Source organism: Streptomyces sp. NPDC018263, from assembly GCF_055562575.1.
Genome location: NZ_JBVHFA010000001.1, coordinates 255,801 through 282,131 on the forward strand (window position 1 = coordinate 255,801; position 26,331 = coordinate 282,131).

A 26,331-nucleotide genomic window follows, 5' to 3' on the forward strand; every position below is an offset into this window, starting at 1 on the left:
CGCTCACGCGAACGTGCCGAGCAGCCGCCCGTACACCCCGAAGACGCCCATCAGGAGCGGGAACAGTGCGATCACCCCGATGGACTCCAGTACGTCGCCGAGCCGGCGCAGCCGTACCCGTACGTGTTCGGGCGGCTGGACGACGAGGACAGCGAGCGGTACGACCGCCAGCGCCACCGGTACCGCGAGCACAGCGGCGGTGTCCGACCGCTCCTGCCACACCCAGGCCAGCCGGACCAGCACGACCCCGGCGGCCACGAGCAGGGCGACCACCTCGGGGACCAGCGGGTACGCCCGCGCCCGCAGGCCCAGCACCAGCGCGACGGCCACCGCGAGCAACACCGTCCAGAGCGAGACCGTACGCAGCGCGAGCGCCCCGGCGACGGCGGCGGAGGCGGCGGTCACGACCGTCGCCAGCGCGAGTCCCCGGTGCGTGGCGGCGAGCGCGGTCGACACCTGATACCGGCTCACGGAGACCCCGCCGGACCGGCGGTCGTCGAGCCCGGCGAGGCCCGAGGTCATCAGCGCGAACCTGGGCAGCAGGCCCAGCACCACCACGGACACCACGGCAAGGAGCGCCCCCGAGCGCGCGGCCGGCTGGAAGAAGAGGGCGGCCTCCCAACAGACGCCACCGCCCACGAGCGCGGCAGCGCCGAACAGTCCGCCCCGGCCGAGGGACGAGCACCACCCGAGCAGCAGCAGCGCCCCGGCGGCCACACCCGCGACACCGGCGAGCCGCGCCGGGCCCGACCAGGCGTGGGCGTCCCCGAGACTCCAGACCCCGAAGACGCCGAGGGCGCCACCGGTGACGACGAGTGTGGCGGCGAGCCCGCGCGCTCCGGCCCGTCCGGCCAGGGCGCCCGCGACCGCGCCGAGCACGGCGAGGACGACCAGCGCGGCACCCACGCTCCGCGCGGCGAACTCCTGCCGGGCGAGGACGGACGCGGCAAGCGCCCAGGCGACCGTGGCGGCCCCGGCGACGATCCGTCGCGCGGCGGGGTTCCATCGCCAGGCCCGTACGTCCAGATCGTCGGCGGCCTCGTCGGTCACGTCGTGGATGACGGGCGCGGAAGGGGCGTCCTCCACGCGCACGAGCCGCAGCACCGCGCCGTCGGACACGGCCGCCGACTCCAGGGTGGCGTCCGGCTCCAGGACACTGCCGTCGCCGGCGACCAGATGCCGCGTTTGCGGTCGCGCACCGACCTGGTCGTCCAGCAGCCGCAGCACCTCGGGAAGCAGCCGTCCCACCGGCTCCCGCGAAGGAAGGACCAGATCGACCCGCCGCCGCTCACCGACCAGAGTGACCCGACTCAACGCCGGTCCCGTACGGCTCGATGTCCCCGTAGATAGCACGCGTTCGAACTTATCACCGAGTGGTGGCGGGGCTGGTGGGCGACGAAGTGGCGGGTAGCACGCGGTGCGAGACGAACGACCACCCCACACACCCGGCACAGAGCACGGCCCCGATCACGAGCCCCGCGAACACCTTCCCCAGCCGCTCGTCGACGGTACGCCGCTGCCGCTGCCCCCCGAACAACACCGCATCCCGCAAACGCCGCCGCCGAACGGCGACGGATTCGAGAAGCTGACTGTCATAGTCCTGGGCCGACACGAATTTCCTTTCTCAGACCTCGAACTCGCCGACCCAGTCCCGCTGGAGGAGGTGCTTGGGGAGGTACTCCGACTCCACGTCGATCGGGAAACCGGCGTCGTAGGCGAGACACGCGACGGCCAGGAGACTGAACGACACCACGCCCTCGAAGTCGTTGGCACGCTCTTCGTCGGCCGACCAGTAAGCCTTGTGGAAGTGCAGCGCCTCGATCAGCGCGGTGTTGAAGGCGTCGTGATCCTTGCGGAGAAACTGATAGAAGAGGTTGATCGGTGGATACAGGACGTTCTGGAGGAGATCGCGAGGCGCGATCGTGGCGACTTCCGGGAAGGAATTGTCAATCGCCTTCCCCAACTTCTCCACCAGGCCCGGACGTTCGAGCCAATACGCCTGAAGTGCGTCGATCCAGTTGTAGATGTACTCGTCACCCCGGACGCCGGATGCCCGCAGCACTTCCAGCGGGACCTCACACAGCTCGGTCATGCGCACCTGATCACGACAGATGATGGCGAGCCAGAAGGCGTTGAGCCACCTTCCCGCATCGGCGTAGAACTGAGGACCCGTGGCGGGAATCGAGCGCACCTCGCCCAGGACCCTGCGCTCCACGGTACCTTCGGTCCTAGCCGCCGCGGCAAAAGCGGCTTCCCAGAACTGCATAGCCGCCACGGTGGCTTCCCACGTGGGCAACTCGGCCGCTGGCGGATCGACAATGAGACGGCCCTGGAGAACGGTCATGGACTCACTGACGGCGAACGCGAAGTTCGTGGCGGATTCCCCGAGTGCCAAAGCACGTCGATCCTTCAGCTTCTCAGCCATGTACTGCACCACGGTCACGTCCACATCGCCTGGGCGATGATGCCGAGTCACCGATTCAGTCACAACGCTCCCTCTTTACTGATATCGAAATTCCACTTCAGATAACCAGCATACGTGCCGTCCGCCGCCACCTTCCCCTTGACCAGGATATATTCCACGTCGCCCCGCTCCATCGCGTCACTCAAGTCATTGTACAGACGGGCTTCGTTCATATCCCCACTGGCGCCACGCTTTCCCATCTCATCCAGAATATCCATGAAATACCTACGGGACCCTTGCCGAGCTTCCATACCCCCTGGAAGTTTTCTGGTTCCCAGTTCTGTGGTAACGGTACTTTTGGACTCTACAACAACGAACTTTTTCTCACCGGAGCCATCCACCCAGCTCCACACCTGATCGAACTGGTCATTCCCGTTCTTGGGTCCGCCCAGCGTCTCCATCTGCGCGTGCGGGTAGTTGTCCGGGATGACGTGATGTCGTGCGACCGCCTCCCCGAACGCTTCACTGTCCACACTCATAGCCCGATGAAAGGGAGCATGCTGAGCCTTGAGGTCCTGATATGCCTGAAGGTTTTCCGGGGTGGGGGCGTCCTGCCAGGCGGCCTTCGCGTCCTTCAGCGGCCCGTGCCACGCATTGTCGGCGGTCAGCGATTGATGCCGCTTGAGGGCTTGCCTGCCAATGACATCCAGGTCCGATCCGACGTGCACGCTATGCGGACCGTGGTCGATCTTGGAGCCGGGGACGTACTTCTCGGCGATCGGCGACACCTTGCCGCCGGCTGCAATCCACGCCTGGTGGCCAGGGTCTTTGGTCAACTGGGGTGGGGCGAAGCCACTTTCGTCCGGTGTCGCCACACGAAGACGATGACCATTCTGCTGATAATACTTCTCAAAATATCCCGGCTCGTAATTGGCCCGATATATCTGAACGTCCTTGATCTCACGCGGATTGAGGCTGTCGTACCAGTCACCGCCACTGGGAGGCTGATCGGCGCCGCGTTGCCCCGGGAGGTCCGGGGCGCTGCCCCCACCGTGCCCGGAGCCGTGTCCCGTGTGACCGAGTGATCCCACTGAGCCCACGTCACGAGTGGGAATGGCGACTCCGGGTCCGGCGCCGCCGGAGGCATGGCTCTCCAGTGCATTGTTCGCGGCATGCGCCCCGACCGGTTCCGGTTCCCTGGCCGCTCCGTCCATCCGCGAGCGATCCGCGGCGGATGCCTCGACGTGGGAGTGGGAGACGTGCTGTCGCATCGCCCCGTCCGCGTCCAGGACATGCCCGTCAGCGGTGAGATAGAGGACGTCGCCCCGCGCATCGACGTACTCGACAGCACTCTCCGGGACGGCAGCCGGCCTCTCGATCACCGGCACCGGATGCTCCGCCGGGGCGTATTTCCCGCCCAGGTCCGCCATGTCCGCATACGCGCCCGTGCGGAGGTTCTTCAGGGTGCTGAAGGTGTCGCCCACCCGTATGAAGGCGAACTTGGCCGCCTTGCCGGCGTAGGTCATCGGGTCGATGGCGCGGCCGACCTTGCCGGCGATGGAGAGGGTGCGGGCGGCGGCGCCCGCCTTGCCGGCGCCGCTCACGGCGCTGCCCGCGCCCTCGGTGCCGACGATGGTCAGTACGTTGAAGGTGACCGCGCCCGCCGCACGGGCGGGGTTCGTCTTCCACTGGTCGTAGGCGATGAACCCCTTGGCCGTCTCCTTGTACGCCTTGCGGGAGTCGCGCAGCCAGGACGGCTGTTTGTCCTCCGGCAGCAGCCACCACGTGCCCATCGTGACGCTGGTGAGCGCCGAGGCCGTGCCCAGCTTGGCCAGGTTCGTCCACGCCTCGCCGGCCGCGTCCCAGCCGTCCGAGCCGAACAGGGTTCCCACGCCGTGGATCGTGCCGATGACGCCGTCCTGCCAGACGCCGTCCCACACCTGCTTGCCCTGGTGCGCCAGCCAGGCCCACCCCTCGTACTCCCGCTCGGCGGGCGCTCCCCAGGGGGTCACCTCGGCGTGGTCGAGGTCCTCGGCCCGGTAGCCGTACGTGTTCTTGCCGCCGGAGCCGTCGTCGACGCTCATCCGGGTGCCGCCGATCAGCGCCATGATCTTGTTGTAGGCGGTGCGTTCGGCGTCCTGGAACGCGGCGACGGTGTGGTTGACGTCGTGCCAGAGGTCGTTGTTGTGGTCGACCTTGTCCTGGTCCTTGCGCCAGTCGTCGTCACCGGAGACGGAGTTCACGAAGGCGGTGGCATCCGCCTTCAGCGTGTCCAGCTTCTTCGCCAGTGGCTGGACCTCGAAGCTGTAGTCCGACAGGGCGGTCGCGACCTTCTCCAGGTCGTCGGCGAACGCGTCGGACTTCTGCCGCACCGGAAGCGTGGTGGCGAACAACTGCTCCGCCTCCGGTGCCTCGTAGAACGCCGACAGCCCCTGGAACTCGGTGTGCACGTCCGATCCGGAGGCGCGGAACTGGCCCGCGTCCGCCGTCAGCAGCATCACGTCGGTGTCGAGCGTGCCCAGGTCGCCGATGAAGTGCGGTATGCCGGACGGGTCGATCAGTTTCGCGTCGTCGCTCATCGCTGAGACCGGTCTCCCCCGTGGCCCCCGCCCGCGCCGGGCAGGTCCACCTTCGGCTCCTTGGCCGCCTCCTGCTGTGCGTTCGCCGCCTGCTCCAGCGCCCCGGCGACATAGCAACGGGTCGCCTGATCAGCCCCGTTGAGGGACTTCGAAGTGCGCTTGGCGATGTACAGCAGGTCCCGGCCCCAGGCCTGCGCGAACTGTCCCAGCGCCGAGCCGACGAGCCCGACCGTACTGCTGTACGGACCGTACTGGCTGGTCAGCGTGCCTGCGGCGGACGCCGCCTCCTCCAGGTTGCCCTGCATCGCGCTGCCCGCGTCCGACATGTTCTTCGCCGCGGTGCCCGCCTTGGACAGCACGCTGTACACCCCGGCCGGATCGACGTCCCACCCCGTCACGAAATGCCCCTCATCCCCGTACCCGCCGAGCACCTGCCCGGCGGGCGACTGCCGCTGTCTCAGCCGATGTTGTCGACCGCGGCACGAGCCTTGGCCAGCGTGGCCTGTGCGGTGCCGTCGTTCTTCTCCAGCGTGCCGCGCACCAGTTGGATGATGTCGCGGACCTCGCCTGCGGCCTTGTGCCAGCGGGCTTCCTTGCCGTGGTACTCGTCCGAGACCCCGTCGGCCTGGTAGTCGGCCATCGCGGCCTTCACCGCACGCTCGCGCTCGCCGAGCACGGTCTCCAGCCGGCCGATGATTCCCTGAAGGCCGCTCTGTACGTCACCGGAGGCACCGGTGTCGTAGGAGCGGCGGTCCTGGTTACCCATGGTGCTCAAGTCCCCCTCGTGGTTCAGCCGCGGAAGCGGGCCGCGTCGAAGTTGGCGGCGCTCATCGTCTGGCGGGCATTGTCGGACTGCTCCTGGTCGCCGCCGACGAACGCGTTGTCCATCCCGGACTGACCGCCCAGGATCGAGGCGAGCGAGCCGTTCAGCGCGGCCGTGATCTCGTCCGCGCGCTGCTTGAAGGAGTCGAACATCGTCTTGCCCTCGCCGTTGAACTTCCCCTCCAACGGCTGGGCCGCGGCGATCAACTGGTGGATCAGCGCACCCAGGTCGTCACTCGACCCGACCGTGCTCTTCGTCAGCGTCGCCAGCGTCGTCGACCCCATGTCGAACTTCATGGAGATTCCCCCCGCACCCGTGGTCCAGATCATCGGCGGTCATGACGCCACATCACCCTCCGACGCCACAACTGCCACCCATCTCATCACACATACTCACCGCGGGTGGTTGCTGATGCAACGCATGAACGCCGGGTTGGCTTGAACTGCCGCCCGCGTCGAGCGACTCGACGTGGATCAGCCGAAGACGAGCTCGACATCCTTGTCCACACAGACCCGCAGAAATCTGATGAGTAAGCCACCTCCTCCTCGTGGCCATCGCACGCGCCGACGTGCCGCCCCCTTCGACCCCAGGGGCGGCACGTGAACCGATGTCAGTTGGCGGTCGCCTTCTCCTTCTCGGCAGCCTCCTGCTCCGGAGCCTCCCTCGGGTCACCGGTCGTGAGCTTCTCCCGCCCCGGCAGCAACACCGCCACCACGACCGTTCCCACCCCCAGGATCACCGCCCCGATCAGGCTCGTATGCGCCACCGCGTCCGAGAACGACGCCCCCACGGCGTCAGCCATCCGATGCGCGCCCGAGGCCAGGGACGACGCCTGTTGCTTGAGTTGGGCCGCCTGCGCGGGGTTCCCCGCCCCGGCTGCCTTCGCGGCCAGCGACTGGGCCTTCTCGCCGATGGCCTGCGCCACCGCGTACCCCGCGCCCACCGAGTCCTGCGCCTGCGCCAGGGCGTCGGCCGGGAGGCCGGAGCCGCGGGTGGCCGAGGTCAGGTGGTCGTCGTACGAAGTCGCCAGCAGGGAGCCCAGGATCGCGATGCCCAGGGAGCCGCCCAGTTCCAGCGAGGTGTCGTTCACCGCGCCGCCCACGCCCAGTTCGGACTCGGGGAAGGCGCCCATGATCGCGTCCGTGCAGGGGGACAGGGCGAGGCCGATGGCGAGGCCCAGGATCACCAGGGAAGGGACGAAGTCCAAGTACGTCGAGCCCGCGTCGACCCGGGTCAGCAGCGCGAGCGCCACCGTGCCGGCGACCATGCCCGCGCCGACCGTCCAGCGCATACCGACGCGCGGGGTGAGGTAGCCGGTCAGGGCCGAGCCCGCGAAGACCGCGCCGGCCAGGGGGAGCATGCGGACGCCGGTCTCCAGGGCGTCGTAGCCGAGGACGAACTGGAGGTGCTGGGTGAGGTAGTAGAACGCGCCGAAGACCGCGAGGAAGAAGAGCGCGACCGCGAGGTTGGAGCCCGCGAAGCGGCGGTCGGTGAAGCGGCGTACGTCCAGCACCGGGCGCGGGTGGCGCAGTTCCCACAGGACGAAGGCGACCAGGCCGACGCCCGCGACGACCGCGGCGGTCACCGCCTTGACGCCCCACCCGAAGTGCGGCCCCTCGATGATCATGTAGACCAGCGCGGCGATCCAGAGGACCGACAGCAGGCCGCCGACGTAGTCGATGCGCTCGTGGTGGCCGGCCTTCGACGGCGGTACGAGGACCAGCGCGCCGACGATGGCCAGGACGGCGACCGGCACGTTGATCAGGAAGGTCGACGCCCAGCCGTGGTCCCGCAGCAGCGCGCCCGCGACGACCGGCCCGGCCGCGATGGCGAGGCCCGCCGTCGCGGTCCACAGGGTGATCGCCTTGACCCGCTCGGCGCGCGGGAAGGTCGCCGCGAGCAGCGAGAGCGTCGCGGGCATGATCAGCGCCGCGCCGACACCCATGACCGCGCGGGCCGCGATGACCGTGGCGGAGGAGTCCGCGAGGCTGCCGAACACCGCGCCACCGCCGAAGACGACGAGGCCGAGGATCAGCGCCCCGCGCCGGCTGTACTTGTCGCCGATCGCGCCGAGCAGCAGCATCAGCGCCGCGTACGGGACGGTGTAGCCGTCGATGACCCACTGGAGGTCCGCACTGGACAGCCCGAGGTCGCGGGTCATGTCGGGCGCGGCCACCGTGAGGGCGGTGTTGGCCATCACGATGATCAGCAGGCTGAGGCAGAGCACGAGCAGCGCCCACCAGCGCCGGGCGTACGGGCGCTCCATCCTCTCGACCGGTTCGTTCATGACGAGTCGCATGACAGCGGCTGACCTTCCTCGACGACAGGCACGACAGGCACAAGAAGTACTTGCACAGTGGCGTGCAATTGCACAACCATGTGCAATGTACGACCTTGCACAGTGCCGTGCAAGTCGGGAAGGTGTGCACAATGACTGCCATGACCACGGGTAACCCCAGCCGCGCCGACACCAACAGGCGCCGCATCCTCGACGTCGCCCTCGCCGAGCTGCTGCGCGACCCGGACGCCTCGATGGACCAGATCGCGCGCGCCGCCGGTGTTGTCCGGCGCACGGTGTACGGGCACTTCCCCAGCCGGGAGGCGCTGATCGGCACGCTCGTCGACGAAGCCGTGCGGGTGCTGACCGACGCCGATCTGGGCGCCCTCGACGCCGAGGCCGGACCGGCCGACGCGGTGGCCCGTTCGGTGCTCGCGGTCTGGAAGATCGCCGACCGCTACCGTCTGCTGATCGCGCTGGCCCAGCGGACGGTCACCGTCCAGGGCATCCGCGACCGCCTCGCCCCCTTGCGCGAGGAGAAGACGCGCGTTCTTCAACGCGGCCTGGACGAAGGGGTGTTCAGCTCACCGCTGCCCGCCGCCGCGCTGGCCTTCGTACACGAGCAGCTCCTCTTCGCCGTCATGGAGGCGGTGAACGAGGGGCTGCTCCCGCCCGAGGAGGCGGGTCACGCGGCGGCGGTCACCGCGCTCACGGCGGCGGGCGTACCGGTCGGCGCGGCAACGGAGTTGGTGGCGCGGGCGGGCGAGACGGCGTGAAAGACCGGCCGCCCGGCCCCGGTTCAGGCGGGGTCGGGCGGCCGGCGACAACAGGCCCTTGCAGGGCTCCCGTTCATGCGGGTGCGGGAGAGTCCCTCACGCCTTGGCGAGTTCCTTCCCGCCCTCTTCCTCCTCCGCCGAGGACCGCTCGTCCTCCCGCCCCTCGTCCAGCAACGTCGTCTCGTCGAACGGCAGCTCCCCCGCGAGCACCCGCTTCACCCGGTCCGAGTCGATCTCCTTCGTCCACGTACCGATCAGCACCGTGGCGACGGAGTTGCCCGCGAAGTTGGTCAGCGCGCGCGCCTCGCTCATGAACCGGTCGATGCCGACCACCAGCCCGATCCCGTCCACCAGCGCCGGCTTGTGCGACTGGAGACCGCCCGCGAGCGTGGCGAGCCCGGCGCCGCTGACCCCCGCCGCGCCCTTGGACGCCAGCAGCAGGAACAGCAGCAGCGGGATCTGCTCGCCGAGGGACATCGGGGTGCCGAGCGCGTCCGCGATGTAGAGGGACGCCATGGTCATGTAGATCATGGTGCCGTCGAGGTTGAAGGAGTACCCGGTCGGCACGGTGATGCCGACGACCGCCTTGCTGACACCGAGGTGCTCCATCTTGGCGATGAGCCTCGGCAGCGCGGACTCCGAGGACGAGGTCGACAGGATCAGCAGGAACTCGCGGGCGAGGTACTTCAGCAGCAGGAGGATGTTCAGCCCGGAGACGATCCGCAGCAGCGCGCCGAGCACCACGAAGACGAACAGCACGCAGGTGACGTAGAAGCCGAACATCAGCACGGCGAGGCTCTTGAGCGCGTCGATGCCGGACGAGCCGACGACGGCCGCGATCGCGCCGAAGGCGCCGATGGGCGCGGCCCACATGACCATGGCCAGGATGCGGAAGACCAGCCGCTGGATGTGCTCGATGCCCCGCAGTACGGGCTGCCCGGCCGCGCCCAGCGCCTGGAGCGCGAAGCCGGTGAGCAGCGCGACCAGCAGGGTCTGGAGGACCTGGCCCTCGGTGAAGGCGGACACGAAGGTGACCGGGATGATCGACAGCACGAAGTCCACCGGGGGCAGCGCGTCGGCGGACACCTGCGCGTGGCCGCTCTGGCGGAGCGCGGCGGTCAGGTGCAGGCCCTCGCCGGGGTGCAGCACGTTGCCGACGACCAGGCCGATGGTGAGCGCCACCAGCGACATCACGGTGAAGTAGCCGAGCGCGATGCCGCCGACCGCGCCGACCTTCGCGGCCTTCCGTACGGAACCGATCCCGAGCACGATCGTGCAGAAGATGACCGGCGAGATCATCATCTTGATCAGGTTCACGAATCCGGTGCCGAGCGGCTTCAGCTCCACCCCGGCGTCCGGCCAGATCAGGCCCACGGCGATGCCGAGCGCGACCGCCACGATGACGGCGATGTACAGGTAATGGGTACGGTCCCGCTTCACGGCGGGGGCGGCTGGTGCCGTACCGGGGGTGCTGGCGGCCACGACTGCTCTCCTTGACGTCTTCGTCGGCATGACCGGCGTGCGGCTCACGTCCGGGCGTTGCAGGGGATCGCGGAGACTATCTCCCGCCCTGTGAGGGCGGTCACCCTTCCGTTCATTTAGTTCACGCCCGAACGGACAGGCACACTGCTAGGCATGCGCGCCCCCGCCCTCCCCCGACCCCGCAGCCTGGCGGGCCAGCTCTTCGCCATGCAGGCGGTGCTGGTCGCGGTGCTGGTGGCCGGGTACGCGCTGTTCACCTACGTCAGCGACCAGCGCCAGGCCCGCGACGCGGCGGAACGCCAGGTCACGGCGGTGGCCCGGTCCATCGCGGACGCCCCCTCGGTGCGGGCGGCGATCCGCACCCCGGACCCCTCCGCCGAGCTGGAGCCGTACGCGCTCCAGGTGATGCGGGACGCGGACGTCGACTTCGTCACGATCATGGACCCGCGGGGCATCCGCTGGACCCATCCGACGCGGGACGAGATAGGCCGGCGCTTCCTCGGCCGGACCGGCCCGGCCCTGCGGGGGCACACCTTCACCGAGACGTACACCGGCACGCTGGGCCCCTCCGTGCGCGCGGTGACGCCGGTGACGGACGGGGGCCGGGTGGTGGGGCTGGTCAGTGCCGGAATCAAGGTGGAAGCGATCAGCGCGCGGGTCCAGGACCAGGTGACGGCGCTGCTCGGGGTGGCGGGGGCGGCGCTGCTGCTGGGCGCGGTGGGTACGTACGTGATCAACGCGCGGCTGCGCCGGCACACCCACGGGATGAACGCGGCCGAGCTGAGCCGGATGCACGACTACCACCAGGCGGCGCTGCACGCGGTGCGCGAGGGGCTGCTGATGCTGGACGGGCGGTACCGGGTGGCGCTGATCAACGACGGCGGGCGGGAGCTGCTCGGGGTCGGCGGCGAGGTGGTCGGCCGCTCGGTCGCGGACCTCGGACTGCCGGGGCCGCTCACCGGGGCGCTGCTGTCCTCCGAGCCCCGGGTGGACGAGGTGCACCTGACCGCCTCCCGCGTCCTGGTGGTCAACACCTCGCCGGTGTCCGGCGGGGAGCACCGGGGTACGGTCGTCACGCTCCGGGATGTGACCGAACTCCAGTCGCTGATGGGCGAGTTGGACTCCGAGCGCGGGTTCAGCCAGGCGTTGCGGTCACAGGCGCACGAGGCGGCGAACCGGCTGCACACCGTGGTGTCGCTGATCGAGCTGGGGCGGGCCGAGGAGGCGGTGGAGTTCGCCACGGCCGAGCTGGAGCTGGCCCAGACGCTCACCGATCAGGTGGTCGCGGCGGTGGGCGAGCCGGTGCTGGCCGCGCTGCTGCTGGGCAAGACCGCGCAGGCGCACGAGCGGGGTGTGGAGCTGCTCGTCTCGCCCGAGAGCCGGCTCGACGACGGCGTGCTCCCGGCGGACCTCGCGGTGCGCGACCTCGTCACCATCCTGGGCAACCTGATCGACAACGCGGTGGACGCGGCGCAGGGCAGCACGGGGGCCCGGGTCACGGTGACGGCGTACGCGGCCGGGGAGGCGCTGCTGCTGCGGGTGGCGGACACCGGTCCGGGCGTCGACCCGGCCCACGCGGACCTGGTCTTCCGGCGCGGCTTCACCACCAAGCCGGCCGGCCCCGGCGGGCGGGGCCTCGGCCTGGCCCTGGTCAGGCAGACGGTCACCCGGCTCACCGGCACGCTGACGGTGGCCGAGGCGGCGGGCGGCGGCGCTGTGTTCGAGGCCCGGCTGCCACTGGAGCCTCCGGCGGAGCACCCGGACACCCGGCCACCGCTGGAGCCCCCGGTGGAGCACACGGACACCCGGCCGCCGCCGGAGCCCCCGACGGAGCACACGGACACCCGGCCGCCGCCGGAGCCCCCGACGCAGCACACGGACACCCGGCCGCCCGCCGAGAGGAGCCCCGGCGCCCCGGCCGGGGCCGACGGCCACCCACTCCCGGCCCGGCCACCGCTGGAGCCCCCGACGGAGCACACGGACACCCGGCCGCCGCCGGAGCCCCCGACGCAGCACACGGACACCCGGCTGCCGCTGGAGCCTCCGACGCGGTACGCGGACACCCGGCTGCCCGCCAAGAGGAGCCCCGACGCCCCGGCCGAGGCCGACGGCCACCCACTCCCGGCCCGGCTGCCGCTGGAGCCCCCGACGGAGAGCGTGGACACCCGGCCGGCCGGTACCACGTCCGACGCGCCCACGCGCCCGGTGCCGGGAGGCGGCGCATGACCCCCGGGCAGCAGCCGACCATCCGCGTCCTGGTCGTGGAGGACGACCCGGTGGCGGCGGACGCGCACGTCCTCTACGTCGGCCGGGTGCCCGGCTTCGTGGCGGTCGGCCAAGCAGGCACCGGCGCCGCCGCCCGCCGCATCCTGGACCGCACCCCGGTCGACCTCCTCCTGCTCGACCTGCACCTCCCCGACGTCCACGGCCTCCAGCTCGCCCGCTCCCTGCGCGCGGCGGGCCACCAGGCGGACGTCATCGCGGTCACCTCGGCCCGCGACCTGGCGGTCGTCCGCGAGGGCGTCTCCCTGGGCGTGGTCCAGTACGTCCTGAAACCCTTCACCTTCGCCACCCTCCGCGACCGCCTCCTCCGCTACGCCGAGTACCACGCGGCGGCGGGCGAGGCGAGCGGCCAGGACGAGGTGGACCGCGCGCTGGCCGCCCTGCGCGCACCGGCTCCGGCGGCCCTGCCGAAGGGCCTGAGCGCGCCGACGCTGGAACGGGTCACGGGCGTCCTGCGCGAGACCCCGGAGGGCCGCACGGCGGCGGAGGTCGCGGAGGTGGTCGGCATCTCCCGCATCACGGCCCGCCGCTACCTGGAGTACCTGGTGGACGCGGCCCGCGCGGCGAGGCGCCCGCAGTACGGCCAGGTGGGGCGCCCGGAGCTGCGGTACCACTGGCTGCCGGAGCGCTGAGCGCGCCCGCGCGCGTCGGCTAGAAGACCGACTCCGCCTCGTCCATGCGGGACACCGGGACCGTCTTGAGTTCCGTCACCGCCTCCGCCAGCGGGACCATCGCGATGTCCGTGCCGCGCAGGGCGGTCATGCCGCCGAACTCGCCCCGGTGGGCGGCCTCCACGGCGTGCCAGCCGAAGCGGGTGGCGAGGACGCGGTCGTAGGCGGTGGGGGTGCCGCCGCGCTGGATGTGGCCGAGGATGACCGGGCGGGCCTCCTTGCCGAGGCGGCGCTCCAGTTCGTAGGCGAGGGCGGTGCCGATGCCCTGGAAGCGCTCGTGGCCGAACTGGTCGATGTCGCCCTTGCCGTAGTCCATCGTGCCGTCCAGCGGGTGGGCGCCCTCGGCGACGCAGACGACGGCGAACTTCTTGCCGCGCGCGAACCGTTCCTCGACCATCTTGACCAGGTCGGCCGGGTCGAAGGGCCGCTCGGGCAGGCAGATGCCGTGGGCGCCGGCGGCCATGCCGGACTCCAGCGCGATCCAGCCCGCGTGCCGGCCCATGACCTCGACGACCATGACCCGCTGATGCGACTCGGCCGTGGTCTTGAGGCGGTCCATCGCCTCCGTGGCCACACCCACCGCGGTGTCGAAGCCGAAGGTGCGGTCGGTGCCGGAGATGTCGTTGTCGATGGTCTTCGGCACACCGACGACCGGCAGACCGGCGTCGGACAGCATGCGGGCCGCCGTGAGCGTGCCCTCGCCGCCGATCGGGATCAGCGCGTCGATGCCGAACTCCTGGGCCATGTCGGTGGCCCGCTCGCACGCCTCACGCAGCCGGTCCCGCTCCAGGCGGGAGGAGCCGAGGATGGTGCCGCCGAGCGCCAGGATGCCGCCGACCGCGTCCAGGTCGAGGGTGCGGTAGTGGCTGTCCAGCAGCCCCCGGTAGCCGTCCTCGAAGCCGATGACCTCGTCGCCGTAGTGCGCCACGGCGCGGTGCACGACCGACCGGATCACGGCGTTCAGGCCGGGGCAGTCGCCGCCTGCGGTGAGAACTCCGATGCGCATCGTGCTGTGCTCCTGCTCGTCGCTGTGGGTACCGGTGAGCCGCTCCGATTCTTTCACGGCCGCCGAACGGCCGACGACCACCGCCCCCACCAGCGGCTTCGGGCCCTCACCGGACTGACGGGCGCCTTATCCAGACCCGCAGGTATTGTCAAGAGGGTTCCGCTCACCTCGGGTGGGCGATTTCTGTGCAGGCGTGAGGCGAAGCAGGCGGACGCCGTACGAGCAAGGATCGGAGAGCACGCGTGACACGCAGCGTGTACGTGACCGGGATCGACCGGGGCGACGGCCGGCAGGTCGTCGACCTGGGCGTCATGGAACTGCTGACCCGGCAGGTCGACCGGGTCGGGGTGTTCCGCCCCCTCGTCCACGACGGCCCCGACCGCCTCTTCGAACTGCTCCGGTCCCGCTACCGCCTCCAGCAGGACCCCGCCACCGGGTTCGGCATGAGCTACCAGGAGGCGTCCACCCTCCAGGCCGAGCGCGGCACCGACGAACTGGTCTCCGCCCTGGTCGACCGCTTCCACCTGGTCGCCCGCGACTACGACGTGGTCCTCGTCCTCGGCACCGACTTCGCCGACACCCAGCTCCCCGACGAGCTGGCCCTCAACGCCCGCCTCGCCAACGAGTTCGGCGCGTCCGTGATCCCGGTGGTCGGCGCCCGCAAGCAGTCCGCCGAGTCGGTGCTCGCCGAGACCCGCAACGCCTACCGCGCCTACGCCGGCCTCGGCTGCGACGTCCTCGCCATGGTCGCCAACCGCGCCGCCCGCGAGGACCGCGACAAGATCGCCGGCCGGCTCGCCGACCGCATGCCGGTCCCCTGCTACGTGCTGCCCGACGAGCCCGCCCTCTCCGCGCCGACCGTCTCCCAGATCGCCCACGCCCTCGGCGCGAAGGTGCTGCTCGGCGACGACTCCGGCCTCTCCCGCGACGCGCTGGACTTCGTCTTCGGCGGCGCCATGCTGCCCAACTTCCTCACCGCACTGACCCCCGGCTGCCTGGTCGTGACGCCGGGCGACCGCGCCGACCTGGTCGTGGGCTCGCTGGCCGCGCACAGCGCCGGCACCCCGCCCATCGCCGGTGTGCTGCTCACCCTGGACGAGGTGCCGAGCCAGGAGATCCTCACCCTGGCCGCCCGCCTCGCCCCCGGCACCCCGGTGCTCTCGGTGGCCGGCACCAGTTTCCCCACCGCCGGGCAGTTGTTCTCGCTGGAGGGCCGGATGACGGCCGCCACCCCGCGCAAGGCGGAGACCGCCCTCGGCCTCTTCGAGCGGTACGTGGACACCGCCGACCTGGCCCGCCGGGTCTCCGCGCCCAGCGGCGACCGGGTCACCCCGATGATGTTCGAGCACAAGCTGCTGGAGCAGGCCCGCTCCGACAAGCGCCGCGTCGTCCTCCCCGAGGGCACCGAGGAACGCGTGCTGCACGCGGCGGAGGTGCTGCTGCGCCGGGGCGTGTGCGACCTGACGCTGCTCGGCCCCGAGGACCAGATCCGCAAGAAGGCCGCCGACCTCGGCATCGACCTGGGCGACTGCCAGTTGATCGACCCGGCCACCTCGGAGCTGCGCGACTCCTTCGCGGAGAAGTACGCCGCGCTGCGCGCCCACAAGGGCGTCACCGTGGAGCTGGCCTACGACGTGGTCTCCGACGTCAACTACTTCGGCACCCTGATGGTGCAGGAGGGCCTGGCCGACGGCATGGTCTCCGGCTCGGTGCACTCCACCGCGGCCACCATCCGCCCGGCCTTCGAGATCATCAAGACCAAGCCGGACGCCGCGATCGTCTCCTCGGTCTTCTTCATGTGCCTGGCCGACAAGGTGCTGGTCTACGGCGACTGCGCGGTCAACCCCGACCCGAACGCCGAGCAGCTCGCGGACATCGCGGTGGAGTCGGCGGCGACGGCCGCACAGTTCGGCGTGGAGCCGAGGATCGCCATGCTGTCGTACTCCACCGGCACCTCCGGCTCCGGCGCCGACGTGGACAAGGTGCGCGAGGCGACCGAGCTGGCCCGCGAGCACCGGCCCGACCTCAAGATCGAGGGCCCGATCCAGTACGACGCGGCCGTGGACGCCGCCGTGGCCGCGACCAAGCTGCCCGGCTCGGAGGTGGCCGGCCAGGCCAGCGTGCTGATCTTCCCGGACCTCAACACGGGCAACAACACCTACAAGGCCGTCCAGCGCTCGGCCGGGGCGATCGCGGTCGGACCGGTCCTCCAGGGCCTGCGCAAGCCGGTCAACGACCTCTCGCGCGGCGCCCTGGTGCAGGACATCGTCACCACGGTCGCCATCACCGCGATCCAGGCGCAGGCGCCGACCGAAAGGGCTTCCCAGCAGTGACCCCCACCCGTGTACTCGTCCTCAACTCCGGCTCGTCCTCGCTGAAGTACCAGCTCCTGGACATGCGGGACAGCAGCCGTCTCGCGGTGGGCCTGGTGGAGCGGATCGGCGAGCAGACCTCCCGGCTGCGCCACACCCCGCTGGCCACCGGCGAGACCCGTGAGCAGACCGGGCCCATCGCCGACCACGAGACCGCGCTGAAGTCGGTCGCGGAGGAGCTGGCCCGCGACGGCCTCGGCCTGGACTCCCCGGAGCTGGCCGCGATCGGGCACCGGGTGGTGCACGGCGGCATGTTCTTCACCGAGCCCACCGTCATCGACGACTCGGTGCTCACCGAGATCGAGCGGCTGATCCCGGTGGCCCCGCTGCACAACCCGGCCAACCTGACCGGCATCCGCACCGCCATGGCGCTGCGCCCGGACCTGCCCCAGGTCGCCGTCTTCGACACCGCGTTCCACACCTCGATGCCGGAGTCCTCGGCGCGGTACGCGATCGACCCGAAGATCGCCGACCGCTACCGCATCCGCCGCTACGGCTTCCACGGCACCTCGCACGCGTACGTGTCGCGGGAGACCGCGCGGCTGCTCGGCAAGGCGCCGGAGGAGGTGAACGTGATCGTGCTGCACCTGGGCAACGGCGCGTCCGCCTCGGCGGTGGAGCGGGGCCGGTGCGTGGACACCTCGATGGGGCTGACCCCGCTGGAGGGCCTGGTGATGGGTACCCGGTCCGGTGATCTCGACCCGGCGGTCATCTTCCATTTGGCCCGTGTCGGGGATATGTCCATGGACGAGATCGACACTCTTCTCAACAAGAGGAGCGGTCTGTTCGGTCTGTGCGGGGACAATGACATGCGGGAGATCCGGCGCCGCGTCGACGAGGGCGACGAAGCGGCGGCCCTCGCCTTCGACATTTACATTCATCGCGTCAAGAAGTACATCGGCGCCTATTACGCCGTACTCGGGCAGGTGGACGCGGTGGCGTTCACGGCCGGGGTCGGGGAGAACGCGGCGGCCGTGCGGTCCGCGGCGATCGCGGGCCTCGACGGCCTCGGCCTGGCGGTGGACGAGGAGCTGAACGCCGTACGGTCCGACGGGGCCCGGCTGATCTCGCCCGCCTCCGCGCGGGTGGCCGTCGCCGTGGTGCCGACCGACGAGGAACTGGAGATCGCGACGCAGACCTATGCGCTGGCCGGAAAGAAGAGCTGAGCATTACACCGCAGTAACACGCCTGAGCGCCTGTCCGCCCATTTGCATCGTCTGTATCTTGCGCCGGCCGGAATATTCCGCAGGGAAACAAACCGATAGGATCGCCTCATGCGCCGTTCGAAAATCGTCTGTACTCTCGGCCCCGCGGTCGACTCCCACGACAAGCTCGTCGCCATGATCGAGGCGGGCATGAATGTGGCCCGGTTCAACTTCAGTCACGGCACCCACGCCGAGCACCAGGCGCGGTACGACCGCGTCCGGGCCGCCGCCAAGGAGACCGGGCGCGCCATCGGCGTCCTGGCCGACCTCCAGGGCCCGAAGATCCGGCTGGAGACCTTCGCCGAGGGCCCGGTGGAGCTGCAGCGCGGTGACGAGTTCGTCATCACGACCGAGGACGTGCCGGGCGACAAGCACATCTGCGGTACGACGTACAAGGGCCTGCCGGGCGACGTCTCGCGCGGCGACCAGATCCTGATCAACGACGGCAACGTCGAACTGAAGGTCGTGGACGTCGAGGGCGCGCGGGTCAAGACGATCGTCATCGAGGGCGGTGTCGTCTCCGACCACAAGGGCATCAACCTGCCCGGCGCGGCCGTCAACGTGCCCGCGCTGTCCGAGAAGGACGTCGAGGACCTGCGCTTCGCGCTGCGCATGGGCTGCGACATGGTCGCCCTGTCCTTCGTCCGCGACGCCAAGGACGTGCAGGACGTCCACAAGGTGATGGACGAGGAGGGCCGCCGGGTCCCGGTCATCGCCAAGGTGGAGAAGCCGCAGGCGGTCGAGAACATGGAGGACGTCGTGATGGCGTTCGACGGTGTGATGGTCGCCCGTGGCGACCTCGCCGTCGAGTACCCGCTCGAGAAGGTCCCCATGGTGCAGAAGCGCCTGATCGAGCTGTGCCGGCGCAACGCCAAGCCGGTGATCGTGGCGACCCAGATGATGGAGTCGATGATCACCAACTCCCGGCCGACCCGCGCCGAGGCGTCCGACGTGGCCAACGCGATCCTGGACGGCGCGGACGCGGTCATGCTGTCGGCCGAGTCCAGCGTGGGCGCGTACCCGGTGGAGACCGTCAAGACGATGTCGAAGATCGTCAAGGCGGCCGAGGAGGAGCTGCTCTCCAAGGGCCTCCAGCCGCTGGTGCCGGGCAAGAAGCCGCGTACGCAGGGTGGTTCGGTGGCCCGTGCGGCGGCCGAGATCGCCGACTTCCTCGGCGGCAAGGGCCTGATCGCGTTCACCAAGTCCGGTGACACCGCCCGCCGGCTCTCCCGCTACCGCGCGGCCCAGCCGATCCTGGCCTTCACCACGGACGAGGGCACCCGCAACCAGCTCACGCTGAGCTGGGGCGTGGAGTCGCACGTGGTGCCGTTCGTGAACACCACGGACGAGATGGTCGACATGGTGGACCAGGAGCTGGCCAAGCTGGGCCGCTTCAACGACGGCGACACGGTCGTCATCACCGCGGGTTCGCCCCCCGGTGTCCCCGGCACCACCAACATGGTCCGGGTGCACCACGTGGGCGGCGGCGACCGCGACTGACACCCCCCGACAGGACCGTGGCCCGGTTCCCCTCACTGAGGGGGACCGGGCCACGGTGTTGTGCGGCTCCCGAACGGGCTCGTGGTGGTGCTTTCAGTCGGCGTACTGGTGCAGCTTGGGGATGGTCAGCGTGCCGCCGAACTGGGCCGCCTGCTGGACCGTCACGTCGGTGAAGTAGATCAGCGGGATGTTCAGCGGCGGCGGGCTGTCCGGGCTGAAGGTGATCGGGATCAGACCGAACAGCTTGCCCGAGATGCTCTCGGTGTACATGGTGGTGTCGCCGCCGCGGATCGTGGACATGGTGCCCTTGCCGGCCTGGACGTGGTACGTCTTGCCGGACGCCTTGTCCTTCACCGTCTGGTGCAGGTCGCCGATGTCGGTGCCGTCGGAGATGACGTACTTCAGCACCTTCTTGACCTTGCCGCTCGCGGTCCGTACCTGGACCACGCCCTGGTAGTCGGCGCCCTTGAGCAGCAGGGAACTGGCGTTGAGGTACCACGGGTCGTCGGCGAGGAGCTGCTTGTTGTCGATGCCGCCGACGTCGTCCGTGGCCTTCTCGCAGTCCTCGGCGGCGTCGGAGGCGCTCGCGGAGGGGCTGGGGCTCGCGGAGGCGGAGGTGCTTGCGGAGGCGGAGGTGCTCGGCCCGGGGGTCTCCCCGGCCTTCTCACCCGCTTCGGCGGAACCCGTTTCCGCGCCCGTCGCCGCGCCCTTGGCGCCCGCCGCGGGGGTGCCGGCCGGCTTGTCCTCGTCGTCCTTGGTGGGGGCCGAGGAGGAGGCGGAGGGGGCGGGGGTGCTGGAGGCGGAGGGCGCGGGCTCGGTCGCGGACGGCGTACCGGCCTGCTTGCCCCCGGTGAGCACGTCCCCGAGGGCGTCCCCGATCGTCCCGAGCAGCCCGCCGTCGGCGCCCTTCGAACTCGCCGAGGGCGACGGGGTGTCGGCGGGGGTCTCCCCGGCGGCCGGCGGCTGCGCGGAGGGCGCGGCCGCGGGCTTCGAGCCGGATGCGGAGGGACCCGTGGCGGGCGCACCGCCCAAGGCGTCGTCGCCGGAACCTGAACCCGGCGAGGACGCCTTGCCGTCACCCTCGTCCGCCTTGTCCCCGGCGGACGCCGAGGGGCTGGGCGTGGCGGAGCCGGTGGTCGCACCGGCGGAGGGCGAGGGGCTCGCGGAGGTGCCGTCCACCTTGCCGCCCAGCGCCTCGACGCAGTCCTTGTAGTCGGCCGCCTTCTGGCTGTTGGAGGCCGGGGTGCCGCCGCCGCTGTCGGCGATGGCGAGTGTGGGCGTGAAGCCCATGCCCATCAGTACCGCCGTCGGCATCGCCACGGAGGCGATGGCCTTCCCGGCCGGCATGTGGAGCCGGGTGAACAGCAGTTTCTTGGGGGCCGCGTGGCGGGGCCCGGTTCTCGCACGGGACCCGTCCACATCGGGCCCGTGGGTCACCTCGTCAGCCGGCACTGTGCCTCCCGTTCACCTCGTTGGCCGGGCTCGTTCCTGACAGGTCCATCGGCTCGTTCACCGGCTCCTCGCTCCGCGGGGCCGGGACGCCGTACCGGCCGGACTCCTCCGCCTGCGCACCCGGACCGGGCGTCCAGGCGATGCCCATGGCACCGCCCACCATGGAGAGGAGGAAGCCGATGACGAAGCCGCCGAAATTGGACACGGGGATGGACACCAGCGCGAGCAGGATCGCCGCGACGCCCGCGAACACCCGTACGTGCTTCTGGAACCAGAGGCTGATGCCCAGCACGATGAGCAGCACGCCGATGATCAGCGAACCGGCTCCGGCGGTGGTGGCCATCGCCACCGTCAGATGACCGATCTGAAGATGGGCGTACGGGAAGTACATGATCGGAAAGCCGCCGAGCATGACGAACAGACCGGCCCAGAAAGGCCGGGCGCCCCGCCAGGCGCGGAACTGCAGCCTCCGGCGGGTGAACTGGCCGGGTGCGGCGGCAGGAGTCTCGGCGCTCATGGAAAACAGCTCCCTGGTGCGGCATTGCTGTGGTGGAGATGTGGGCCGCGGGTGAAGCGGCGGCCGGAGAGTGGACGGGCGGGGGAGTGCAGCCTCCCCCGCCCGTCAGGCAGTGCCTAGTAGCACTCGGCCTTGGTGCCCGTGGACAGGGCCATGTGCAGACCGTTGAGCTTGAAGGTTCCGGCGGTGGTGGCCCACGCCGTCTGCTTCACGTCGGTCAGCTCGGCCGAGGTCGCCTCCTGGGCGAACCCGTACGGGTTGGCCTGCTTGTTGGCGATCTCACCGCTCTTGATGCCGGGACCCTTGAGGTCCTTGGCCGCGACACCGATGTTGATGTCGTGGAACGTGGCGTCAGCGCCCAGGTCCTCGACGTCGATGTACAGGTTCTCGGCGGCGACCTGCTTGTCCGGGTCGCTGCTGTCACCCGCCGTCAGCCGCAGCGTGACGGAGCCGATCCCCGGAATGCCGGGGGTGACGACCGACTGGCACATCTTCTGGATCTTGGCGCTGGAGAACGCCGAGACCGCCACCGGATGGGCCGTCTTCTCGCCGCTCAGGGTGTAACCCGAGTCGATCGCGCCGTACTGCGAAAAGCCCTGGCCGTTGAGCGTCTTCGCGGTCACCTTGAACGACTGACCGGACACGCTGAACGACGCGGCGAGAGCACCCTGCGCGAGGGCGACGCCTATCACGGCCGTAGCGGCGACGCTGGGCACCATGACCACAGCGAAGCGCTTCCATCTGGTCCCGCCACGCACCTGGGACTCCATATTTCCTCCTTCTCGGACGTACATCTCCTGTCCCGGAATCGCCCCAGCGGGCGGCTCGGCCGGGCAGGGATGGGAGAAGTGCTACGTCCTCGGGAAGGGGAGCGCCCTCGCTCGACGGCACGAAACCGCGCCCGAACAACCGGCGTTCACCCCCGAGCGACAACCACTGGTCGCGCCTGACGCACATCACGCACAACCTTCGGGACAGGCTTCACCAAGAGGGTGAAGACCCCCCTGCCCCAGAGCCGGCGCCACTGCCGCCGGCTCTGCTCGGTGGGGACCCAGAATCTCCCACTTCCCGGCCGGCTGCCGGGGTACGGGAATGGACCGAGCGTGGCCGATCGTGGTGCATTCTCGCCGCCCGCACAAGGGGCGCCGTTACCGGCTAGTAACGGCGCGATAACCGAACGACGACCCAGCGGTCTCGGAGTGCGACAGACCGTGCCATCGGTGGGCAGAGCAAAGCCGTTGATCCTCGGGCGAAGCCGGACAGACCAACGGCTGTGACTTACTCGGAGTAACAGCAGGCGGGTTTACCAAGTTTTGGTAAAGCGTGATCACTCATGGACCAGACCGGCCATCCGGCGAGCCCGGTATCACGCGCCACGCGCCCGACCGCTCGTCAGAACAGCGCCCGTGCCAGGGCCCTGCGCGCGGCCACCACCCTCGGGTCGTCGGCGCCCACGACCTCGAAGAGCTCCAGCAGCCGGCGGCGCACCGCGTCCCGGTCGTCGCCGGCGGTACGGCGCACGGTCTCGGTGAGCCGGCCGAAGGCGTCCTCGACATGACCGCCCACCAGATCCAGGTCGGCGGCGGCGATCTGGGCCTCCGCGTCCGCCGGCTTCTCGGCCGCGTCCCTGCGCACCCGCTGCGGGTCCATGCCCTGCACGCGCTGGAGCAACTCGGCCTGCGCGAGGCCGAGTCGGGCCTCGGTGTTGGCCGGGTCGTCGCTCAGCACATTGCGGTACGCCTGGACGGCGCCGCCGAGGTCGCCCGCGTCCAGCGCCTCCACCGCGGCCGCCAGCAGGGCGTCGTACGGTCCCTCCGGCGCCTCCGCGGCGGGCGCGGCGCCCGGAGCGGCGTCCGGGTCGACGGTCAGACCGGTCAGGCCGAAGCGCTGTTCGGCGACCTGGATCAACTGGTCGAGGGTCTCGCGGATCTGCTGCTCGTCGGCCGCGCCCTGGAAGAGGGGGAGCGCCTGCCCCGCGACGACCGCGAAGACGGCGGGAATCCCCTGGACCCCGAACTGCTGCATCAGCATCTGGTTGGCGTCGACGTCGACCTTGGCGAGCAGGAAGCGCCCGTTGTACTCGACGGCCAGCCGCTCCAGCAGCGGGCTGAGCTGCTTGCAGGGCTGACACCATTCGGCCCAGAAGTCGATGACGACCGGGACTTCGGCGGAGCGCTGGAGGACTTCGCGTTCGAAGCCCGCCTCATCGACGTCGATGACGAGGTCGGCCGGCGACACCGCGCCCGCGCCGCCGTGCCGGGCGGCTTCGGCGCGCGCCTGCTCCGCCTTGGCCTTGGCCTCCTGGGCCGCCTTCACCGCGGCGAGGTCGACGACGCCGCTCATGGACATGTTCCGTGGCTGCATGCGTCTATCCTCCCCCGTTCCGGCGCATGAAGGAAAAAAACGATCGTGGTCGGCGATCGCGGTCGGCGCCGGGTCCCCACCCGCGCCTGTGGTCGTCGCCCGTGTACGTCCGTCACGAGCTTTCGCTACGAGTCGTAGCGTAATAGTAGTGACCGCTTCCGCGACAGCACTTTCCGGTGATCTCTCTCACGACGTCCCGGGGGAACCCGGCTAGGGTCGTGTCCATGCAGAGCCGCTCCCCCGCCACCCGTACCGGGCGCCCGCGCAGCGCCGCCGCGGATGCCGCGATCCTGGCCGCGACGCGGGAGGGGCTGGTGGATCTGGGCTGGTCAGGGCTCACGCTCTCGGACGTGGCGGCGCGGGCCGGGGTGGCCAAGACGACGCTCTACCGCCGCTGGTCGGGCAAGCACGAGCTGGTGGTGGACGCGGTCGCGGAACTGTTCGACGAGTTGGTGCTGCCCGACCGGGGCTCACTGGCCGCCGACATCGAGGGCGTGGTGCTCCAGTTCGCGGCGATCCTGAACCGTCCGGAGGCCAAGTGCGGGCTGATGGGCGTGGTCGCGGAGTCCACGCGGGACGACGCGCTGCGCGAGCGGGTGCGCGCCTCGATCGTGGAACGGCAGAAGCGGCTGGTGCTGGCCGGGCGGGCGCGGGCCCAGGAGCGGGGCGAACTCCCGTCGGAGGCCGACCCGGAGGAGTCCGCGCGCACGGTCGACCTCATCTTCGACATGGTGGCGGGCGCGGTGGTCCACCGCGCCCTGGTCAGCGGCAAACCGGCGGACGAGGAGTGGGCCCGCGGCTTCACCCACATCCTGCTCCTGGGCCTCACCGCCGCGCCGCCGAACCTCACTCCCTCGGGGGAACCGGCGAGTTGACGCGGGTCAGAACCCGGCGGGCTCCGTGTACACCCCCCACTCGTCGCGCAGCACCCCGCAGATCTCGCCGAGGGTGGCCTCCGCGCGTACCGCTTCCAGCATGGGTTCGATCATGTTGGCCCCCGAGCGGGCGGCGTCCAGCATGGTGTCGAGGGCCTTGCGTACGGCCGTGTCGTCGCGGGCGGCCTTGCGGGCGGCCAGGACGCGGACCTGCTCGCGCTCGACCTCGTGGCTGACCCGGAGGATCTCCAGGTCGCCGGTGACGGAGCCGGTGGCGACGTTGACGCCGACGACCCGCTTCTCCCCCTTCTCCAACGACCGCTGGTAGCGGAAGGCGGACTCGGCGATCTCGCCGGTGAACCAGCCGTCCTCGATGCCGCGCAGGATGCCGGAGGTGATGGGGCCGATGGGGTGCTGCCCGTCGGGGTGAGCCCTGAGGCCCCGCTCCTTGATCTGCTCGAAGATCTTCTCGGCGTCCGCCTCGATGCGGTCGGTGAGCTGCTCGATGTACCAGGAACCGCCCAGCGGGTCCGCGACGTTGGCGACGCCGGTCTCCTCCATCAGCACCTGCTGCGTGCGCAGCGCGATCTCCGCGGCCTGTTCGCTGGGCAGGGCGAGGGTCTCGTCCAGGGCGTTGGTGTGCAGCGAGTTGGTGCCGCCGAGCACGGCCGCGAGCGCCTCCACGGCGGTGCGGACGACGTTGTTGTACGGCTGCTGCGCGGTCAGCGAGACCCCGGCGGTCTGGGTGTGGAAGCGGAGCCACTGCGCCTTGTCGGTCTTCGCCCCGTACACGTCCCGCATCCAGCGGGCCCAGATGCGGCGGGCGGCGCGGAACTTGGCGATCTCCTCGAAGAAGTCCACGTGGGCGTCGAAGAAGAAGCTGAGGCCGGGCGCGAAGACGTCCACGTCCAGGCCGCGGGAGAGGCCCAGCTCCACGTAGCCGAAGCCGTCCGCGAGGGTGTACGCCAGCTCCTGCGCGGCCGTCGCCCCGGCCTCGCGGATGTGGTAGCCGGAGACGGAGAGCGGCTTGTAGGCGGGGATGCCGGCCGCGCAGTGCTCCATCAGGTCGCCGATGAGGCGCAGGTGCGGCTCGGGCTGGAAGAGCCACTCCTTCTGGGCGATGTACTCCTTGAAGATGTCGGTCTGGAGCGTGCCGTTGAGCACCGCCGGGTCGACGCCCTGGCGCTCGGCGGCGACCAGGTACATGCAGAAGACGGGGACGGCGGGGCCGCTGATCGTCATCGAGGTGGTGACGTCACCGAGCGGGATGTCCCCGAAGAGGACCTCCATGTCGGCGGCCGAGTCGATGGCCACCCCGCAGTGCCCGACCTCGCCCAGCGCGCGCGGGTCGTCGGAGTCGCGGCCCATCAGGGTCGGCATGTCGAACGCCACGGACAGGCCGCCGCCGCCCGCCGCGAGGATCATCTTGTACCGCTCGTTGGTCTGCTCCGCGTTGCCGAACCCGGCGAACTGGCGGATGGTCCAGGTCCGCCCCCGGTACCCGGTGGCGTGCAGCCCCCGCGTGAACGGGTACTCCCCCGGCCACCCGATCCGCTCGAACCCCTCGTACACGTCCCCGTCGCGCGGCCCGTACACCGGCTCGACCGCGTCCCCCGACAACGTGCTGAAATCCGCGTCGCGCTTCCGCGCGCGGTCATACCGGTCCTGCCACCGCCGGCGGCCTTCTTCGATCGCGTGAGCGTCCATACCATCGAATTTACTTGGACGTCCTAGTAAATGTCGA

21 protein-coding genes and 1 pseudogene are annotated in these 26,331 nt (G+C 70.5%); 7 read left to right on the plus strand and 15 right to left on the minus strand.

Features of this window, described 5'->3' with window-relative positions:
* Nucleotides 1-3: 3 nt before the first annotated feature.
* From eccD to ACZ3HQ_RS01175, 8 genes are all read right to left on the minus strand, one after another.
* A complete protein-coding gene (gene eccD, locus ACZ3HQ_RS01140) occupies nucleotides 4-1,314 on the minus strand; it encodes a type VII secretion integral membrane protein EccD (RefSeq protein WP_467506930.1) in 1,311 nt (436 codons plus the stop codon).
* A 52-nt stretch (nucleotides 1,315-1,366) separates the two neighbouring features.
* Nucleotides 1,367-1,612: a hypothetical protein gene (locus ACZ3HQ_RS01145; RefSeq protein WP_467506932.1), complete on the minus strand. Its 246-nt coding sequence runs from the start codon at nucleotides 1,610-1,612 to the stop codon at nucleotides 1,367-1,369.
* Nucleotides 1,613-1,624: 12 nt separating this feature from the next.
* The gene (locus ACZ3HQ_RS01150) at nucleotides 1,625-2,425 is read right to left on the minus strand and encodes an immunity 49 family protein (RefSeq protein WP_467506934.1); all 801 of its coding nucleotides are present in this window, start codon (nucleotides 2,423-2,425) and stop codon (nucleotides 1,625-1,627) included.
* 59 nt (nucleotides 2,426-2,484) lie between these two features.
* The gene (locus ACZ3HQ_RS01155) at nucleotides 2,485-4,983 is read right to left on the minus strand and encodes a hypothetical protein (RefSeq protein ID WP_467506936.1); all 2,499 of its coding nucleotides are present in this window, start codon (nucleotides 4,981-4,983) and stop codon (nucleotides 2,485-2,487) included.
* Nucleotides 4,980-5,381 carry a DUF6507 family protein gene (locus ACZ3HQ_RS01160; protein WP_161145659.1) on the minus strand — a complete coding sequence of 134 codons (402 nt, stop codon included), beginning with the start codon at nucleotides 5,379-5,381 and terminating at the stop codon, nucleotides 4,980-4,982. The genes ACZ3HQ_RS01155 and ACZ3HQ_RS01160 overlap by 4 nt, the downstream gene beginning before the upstream one ends.
* 59 nt (nucleotides 5,382-5,440) lie before the next feature.
* Nucleotides 5,441-5,749 (minus strand): pore-forming ESAT-6 family protein, encoded by a 309-nt coding sequence (locus ACZ3HQ_RS01165; protein WP_467507950.1) that lies wholly within the window; start codon nucleotides 5,747-5,749, stop codon nucleotides 5,441-5,443.
* 23 nt (nucleotides 5,750-5,772) lie between these two features.
* Nucleotides 5,773-6,102, minus strand: a complete 330-nt coding sequence (locus tag ACZ3HQ_RS01170) for a hypothetical protein (protein WP_467506937.1) — start codon at nucleotides 6,100-6,102, stop codon at nucleotides 5,773-5,775.
* A 314-nt stretch (nucleotides 6,103-6,416) separates the two neighbouring features.
* On the minus strand, nucleotides 6,417-8,105 hold the full coding sequence (locus ACZ3HQ_RS01175; RefSeq protein WP_467506939.1) for an MFS transporter: 1,689 nt from the start codon (nucleotides 8,103-8,105) through the stop codon (nucleotides 6,417-6,419).
* Between the two features lie 140 nt (nucleotides 8,106-8,245).
* Here ACZ3HQ_RS01175 and ACZ3HQ_RS01180 point away from each other — a divergent pair, with 140 nt between their 5' ends.
* Complete coding sequence (locus ACZ3HQ_RS01180; protein WP_467506941.1) at nucleotides 8,246-8,860, plus strand: TetR/AcrR family transcriptional regulator; 615 nt, start codon at nucleotides 8,246-8,248, stop codon at nucleotides 8,858-8,860.
* 96 nt (nucleotides 8,861-8,956) lie between these two features.
* On the opposite strand, the gene ACZ3HQ_RS01185 is transcribed toward ACZ3HQ_RS01180, so the two are convergent.
* On the minus strand, nucleotides 8,957-10,372 hold the full coding sequence (locus ACZ3HQ_RS01185) for a cation:dicarboxylate symporter family transporter (protein WP_467507951.1): 1,416 nt from the start codon (nucleotides 10,370-10,372) through the stop codon (nucleotides 8,957-8,959).
* A gap of 123 nt (nucleotides 10,373-10,495) precedes the next feature.
* Here ACZ3HQ_RS01185 and ACZ3HQ_RS01190 point away from each other — a divergent pair.
* Nucleotides 10,496-12,086, plus strand: a pseudogene (locus tag ACZ3HQ_RS01190) (sensor histidine kinase); the annotation flags it as partial.
* A gap of 478 nt (nucleotides 12,087-12,564) precedes the next feature.
* A complete protein-coding gene (locus ACZ3HQ_RS01195; protein ID WP_467506942.1) occupies nucleotides 12,565-13,257 on the plus strand; it encodes a response regulator in 693 nt (230 codons plus the stop codon).
* Between the two features lie 19 nt (nucleotides 13,258-13,276).
* On the opposite strand, the gene ACZ3HQ_RS01200 is transcribed toward ACZ3HQ_RS01195, so the two are convergent.
* Nucleotides 13,277-14,302 carry an ATP-dependent 6-phosphofructokinase gene (locus ACZ3HQ_RS01200; RefSeq protein WP_467506944.1) on the minus strand — a complete coding sequence of 342 codons (1,026 nt, stop codon included), beginning with the start codon at nucleotides 14,300-14,302 and terminating at the stop codon, nucleotides 13,277-13,279.
* A 242-nt stretch (nucleotides 14,303-14,544) separates the two neighbouring features.
* On the opposite strand from ACZ3HQ_RS01200, the gene pta reads away from it, so the two are divergent.
* The 3 genes from pta to pyk all read left to right on the plus strand — a co-directional run bounded on the left by pta (nucleotide 14,545) and on the right by pyk (nucleotide 19,379).
* Nucleotides 14,545-16,635 carry a phosphate acetyltransferase gene (gene pta, locus ACZ3HQ_RS01205; RefSeq protein WP_467506946.1) on the plus strand — a complete coding sequence of 697 codons (2,091 nt, stop codon included), beginning with the start codon at nucleotides 14,545-14,547 and terminating at the stop codon, nucleotides 16,633-16,635.
* Nucleotides 16,632-17,840, plus strand: coding sequence for an acetate kinase (locus ACZ3HQ_RS01210; RefSeq protein WP_467506948.1), 1,209 nt, complete (start codon nucleotides 16,632-16,634; stop codon nucleotides 17,838-17,840). The genes pta and ACZ3HQ_RS01210 overlap by 4 nt, the downstream gene beginning before the upstream one ends.
* Before the next feature lie 108 nt (nucleotides 17,841-17,948).
* On the plus strand, nucleotides 17,949-19,379 hold the full coding sequence (gene pyk, locus ACZ3HQ_RS01215) for a pyruvate kinase (protein WP_467506950.1): 1,431 nt from the start codon (nucleotides 17,949-17,951) through the stop codon (nucleotides 19,377-19,379).
* Nucleotides 19,380-19,472: 93 nt separating this feature from the next.
* Here pyk and ACZ3HQ_RS01220 read toward each other — a convergent pair whose 3' ends face one another.
* From ACZ3HQ_RS01220 to ACZ3HQ_RS01235, 4 genes are all read right to left on the minus strand, one after another.
* A complete protein-coding gene (locus tag ACZ3HQ_RS01220) occupies nucleotides 19,473-20,831 on the minus strand; it encodes a hypothetical protein (protein WP_467506952.1) in 1,359 nt (452 codons plus the stop codon).
* Nucleotides 20,821-21,348 (minus strand): DUF6114 domain-containing protein, encoded by a 528-nt coding sequence (locus tag ACZ3HQ_RS01225; RefSeq protein WP_467506953.1) that lies wholly within the window; start codon nucleotides 21,346-21,348, stop codon nucleotides 20,821-20,823. Before ACZ3HQ_RS01225 ends, ACZ3HQ_RS01220 begins: the two co-directional genes overlap by 11 nt.
* 116 nt (nucleotides 21,349-21,464) lie before the next feature.
* Nucleotides 21,465-22,118 (minus strand): DUF6230 family protein, encoded by a 654-nt coding sequence (locus tag ACZ3HQ_RS01230; protein WP_467506955.1) that lies wholly within the window; start codon nucleotides 22,116-22,118, stop codon nucleotides 21,465-21,467.
* A 622-nt stretch (nucleotides 22,119-22,740) separates the two neighbouring features.
* Nucleotides 22,741-23,712, minus strand: a complete 972-nt coding sequence (locus tag ACZ3HQ_RS01235; RefSeq protein ID WP_467506957.1) for a tetratricopeptide repeat protein — start codon at nucleotides 23,710-23,712, stop codon at nucleotides 22,741-22,743.
* Between the two features lie 224 nt (nucleotides 23,713-23,936).
* On the opposite strand from ACZ3HQ_RS01235, the gene ACZ3HQ_RS01240 reads away from it, so the two are divergent.
* A complete protein-coding gene (locus ACZ3HQ_RS01240) occupies nucleotides 23,937-24,587 on the plus strand; it encodes a TetR/AcrR family transcriptional regulator (protein ID WP_467506958.1) in 651 nt (216 codons plus the stop codon).
* Between the two features lie 6 nt (nucleotides 24,588-24,593).
* Here ACZ3HQ_RS01240 and ACZ3HQ_RS01245 read toward each other — a convergent pair whose 3' ends face one another.
* Nucleotides 24,594-26,294 (minus strand): acyl-CoA mutase large subunit family protein, encoded by a 1,701-nt coding sequence (locus ACZ3HQ_RS01245; RefSeq protein ID WP_467506960.1) that lies wholly within the window; start codon nucleotides 26,292-26,294, stop codon nucleotides 24,594-24,596.
* Nucleotides 26,295-26,331: the final 37 nt, after the last annotated feature.

Excerpts from the sequence above, each read along its gene's own strand:
- ACZ3HQ_RS01150 (WP_467506934.1), bottom strand. The coding sequence starts at position 2,425 with ATGGCTGAGAAGCTGAAGGATCGACGTGCTTTGGCACTCGGGGAATCC.
- ACZ3HQ_RS01155 (WP_467506936.1), bottom strand. The coding sequence starts at position 4,983 with ATGAGCGACGACGCGAAACTGATCGACCCGTCCGGCATACCGCACTTC.
- ACZ3HQ_RS01165 (WP_467507950.1), bottom strand. The coding sequence starts at position 5,749 with ATGGGTAACCAGGACCGCCGCTCCTACGACACCGGTGCCTCCGGTGAC.
- ACZ3HQ_RS01170 (WP_467506937.1), bottom strand. The coding sequence starts at position 6,102 with ATGAAGTTCGACATGGGGTCGACGACGCTGGCGACGCTGACGAAGAGC.
- ACZ3HQ_RS01175 (WP_467506939.1), bottom strand. The coding sequence starts at position 8,105 with ATGCGACTCGTCATGAACGAACCGGTCGAGAGGATGGAGCGCCCGTAC.
- ACZ3HQ_RS01180 (WP_467506941.1), top strand. The coding sequence starts at position 8,246 with ATGACCACGGGTAACCCCAGCCGCGCCGACACCAACAGGCGCCGCATC.
- ACZ3HQ_RS01185 (WP_467507951.1), bottom strand. The coding sequence starts at position 10,372 with ATGCCGACGAAGACGTCAAGGAGAGCAGTCGTGGCCGCCAGCACCCCC.
- ACZ3HQ_RS01195 (WP_467506942.1), top strand. The coding sequence starts at position 12,565 with ATGACCCCCGGGCAGCAGCCGACCATCCGCGTCCTGGTCGTGGAGGAC.
- ACZ3HQ_RS01200 (WP_467506944.1), bottom strand. The coding sequence starts at position 14,302 with ATGCGCATCGGAGTTCTCACCGCAGGCGGCGACTGCCCCGGCCTGAAC.
- pyk (WP_467506950.1), top strand. The coding sequence starts at position 17,949 with ATGCGCCGTTCGAAAATCGTCTGTACTCTCGGCCCCGCGGTCGACTCC.
- ACZ3HQ_RS01225 (WP_467506953.1), bottom strand. The coding sequence starts at position 21,348 with ATGAGCGCCGAGACTCCTGCCGCCGCACCCGGCCAGTTCACCCGCCGG.
- ACZ3HQ_RS01230 (WP_467506955.1), bottom strand. The coding sequence starts at position 22,118 with ATGGAGTCCCAGGTGCGTGGCGGGACCAGATGGAAGCGCTTCGCTGTG.
- ACZ3HQ_RS01235 (WP_467506957.1), bottom strand. The coding sequence starts at position 23,712 with ATGCAGCCACGGAACATGTCCATGAGCGGCGTCGTCGACCTCGCCGCG.
- ACZ3HQ_RS01240 (WP_467506958.1), top strand. The coding sequence starts at position 23,937 with ATGCAGAGCCGCTCCCCCGCCACCCGTACCGGGCGCCCGCGCAGCGCC.
- ACZ3HQ_RS01245 (WP_467506960.1), bottom strand. The coding sequence starts at position 26,294 with ATGGACGCTCACGCGATCGAAGAAGGCCGCCGGCGGTGGCAGGACCGG.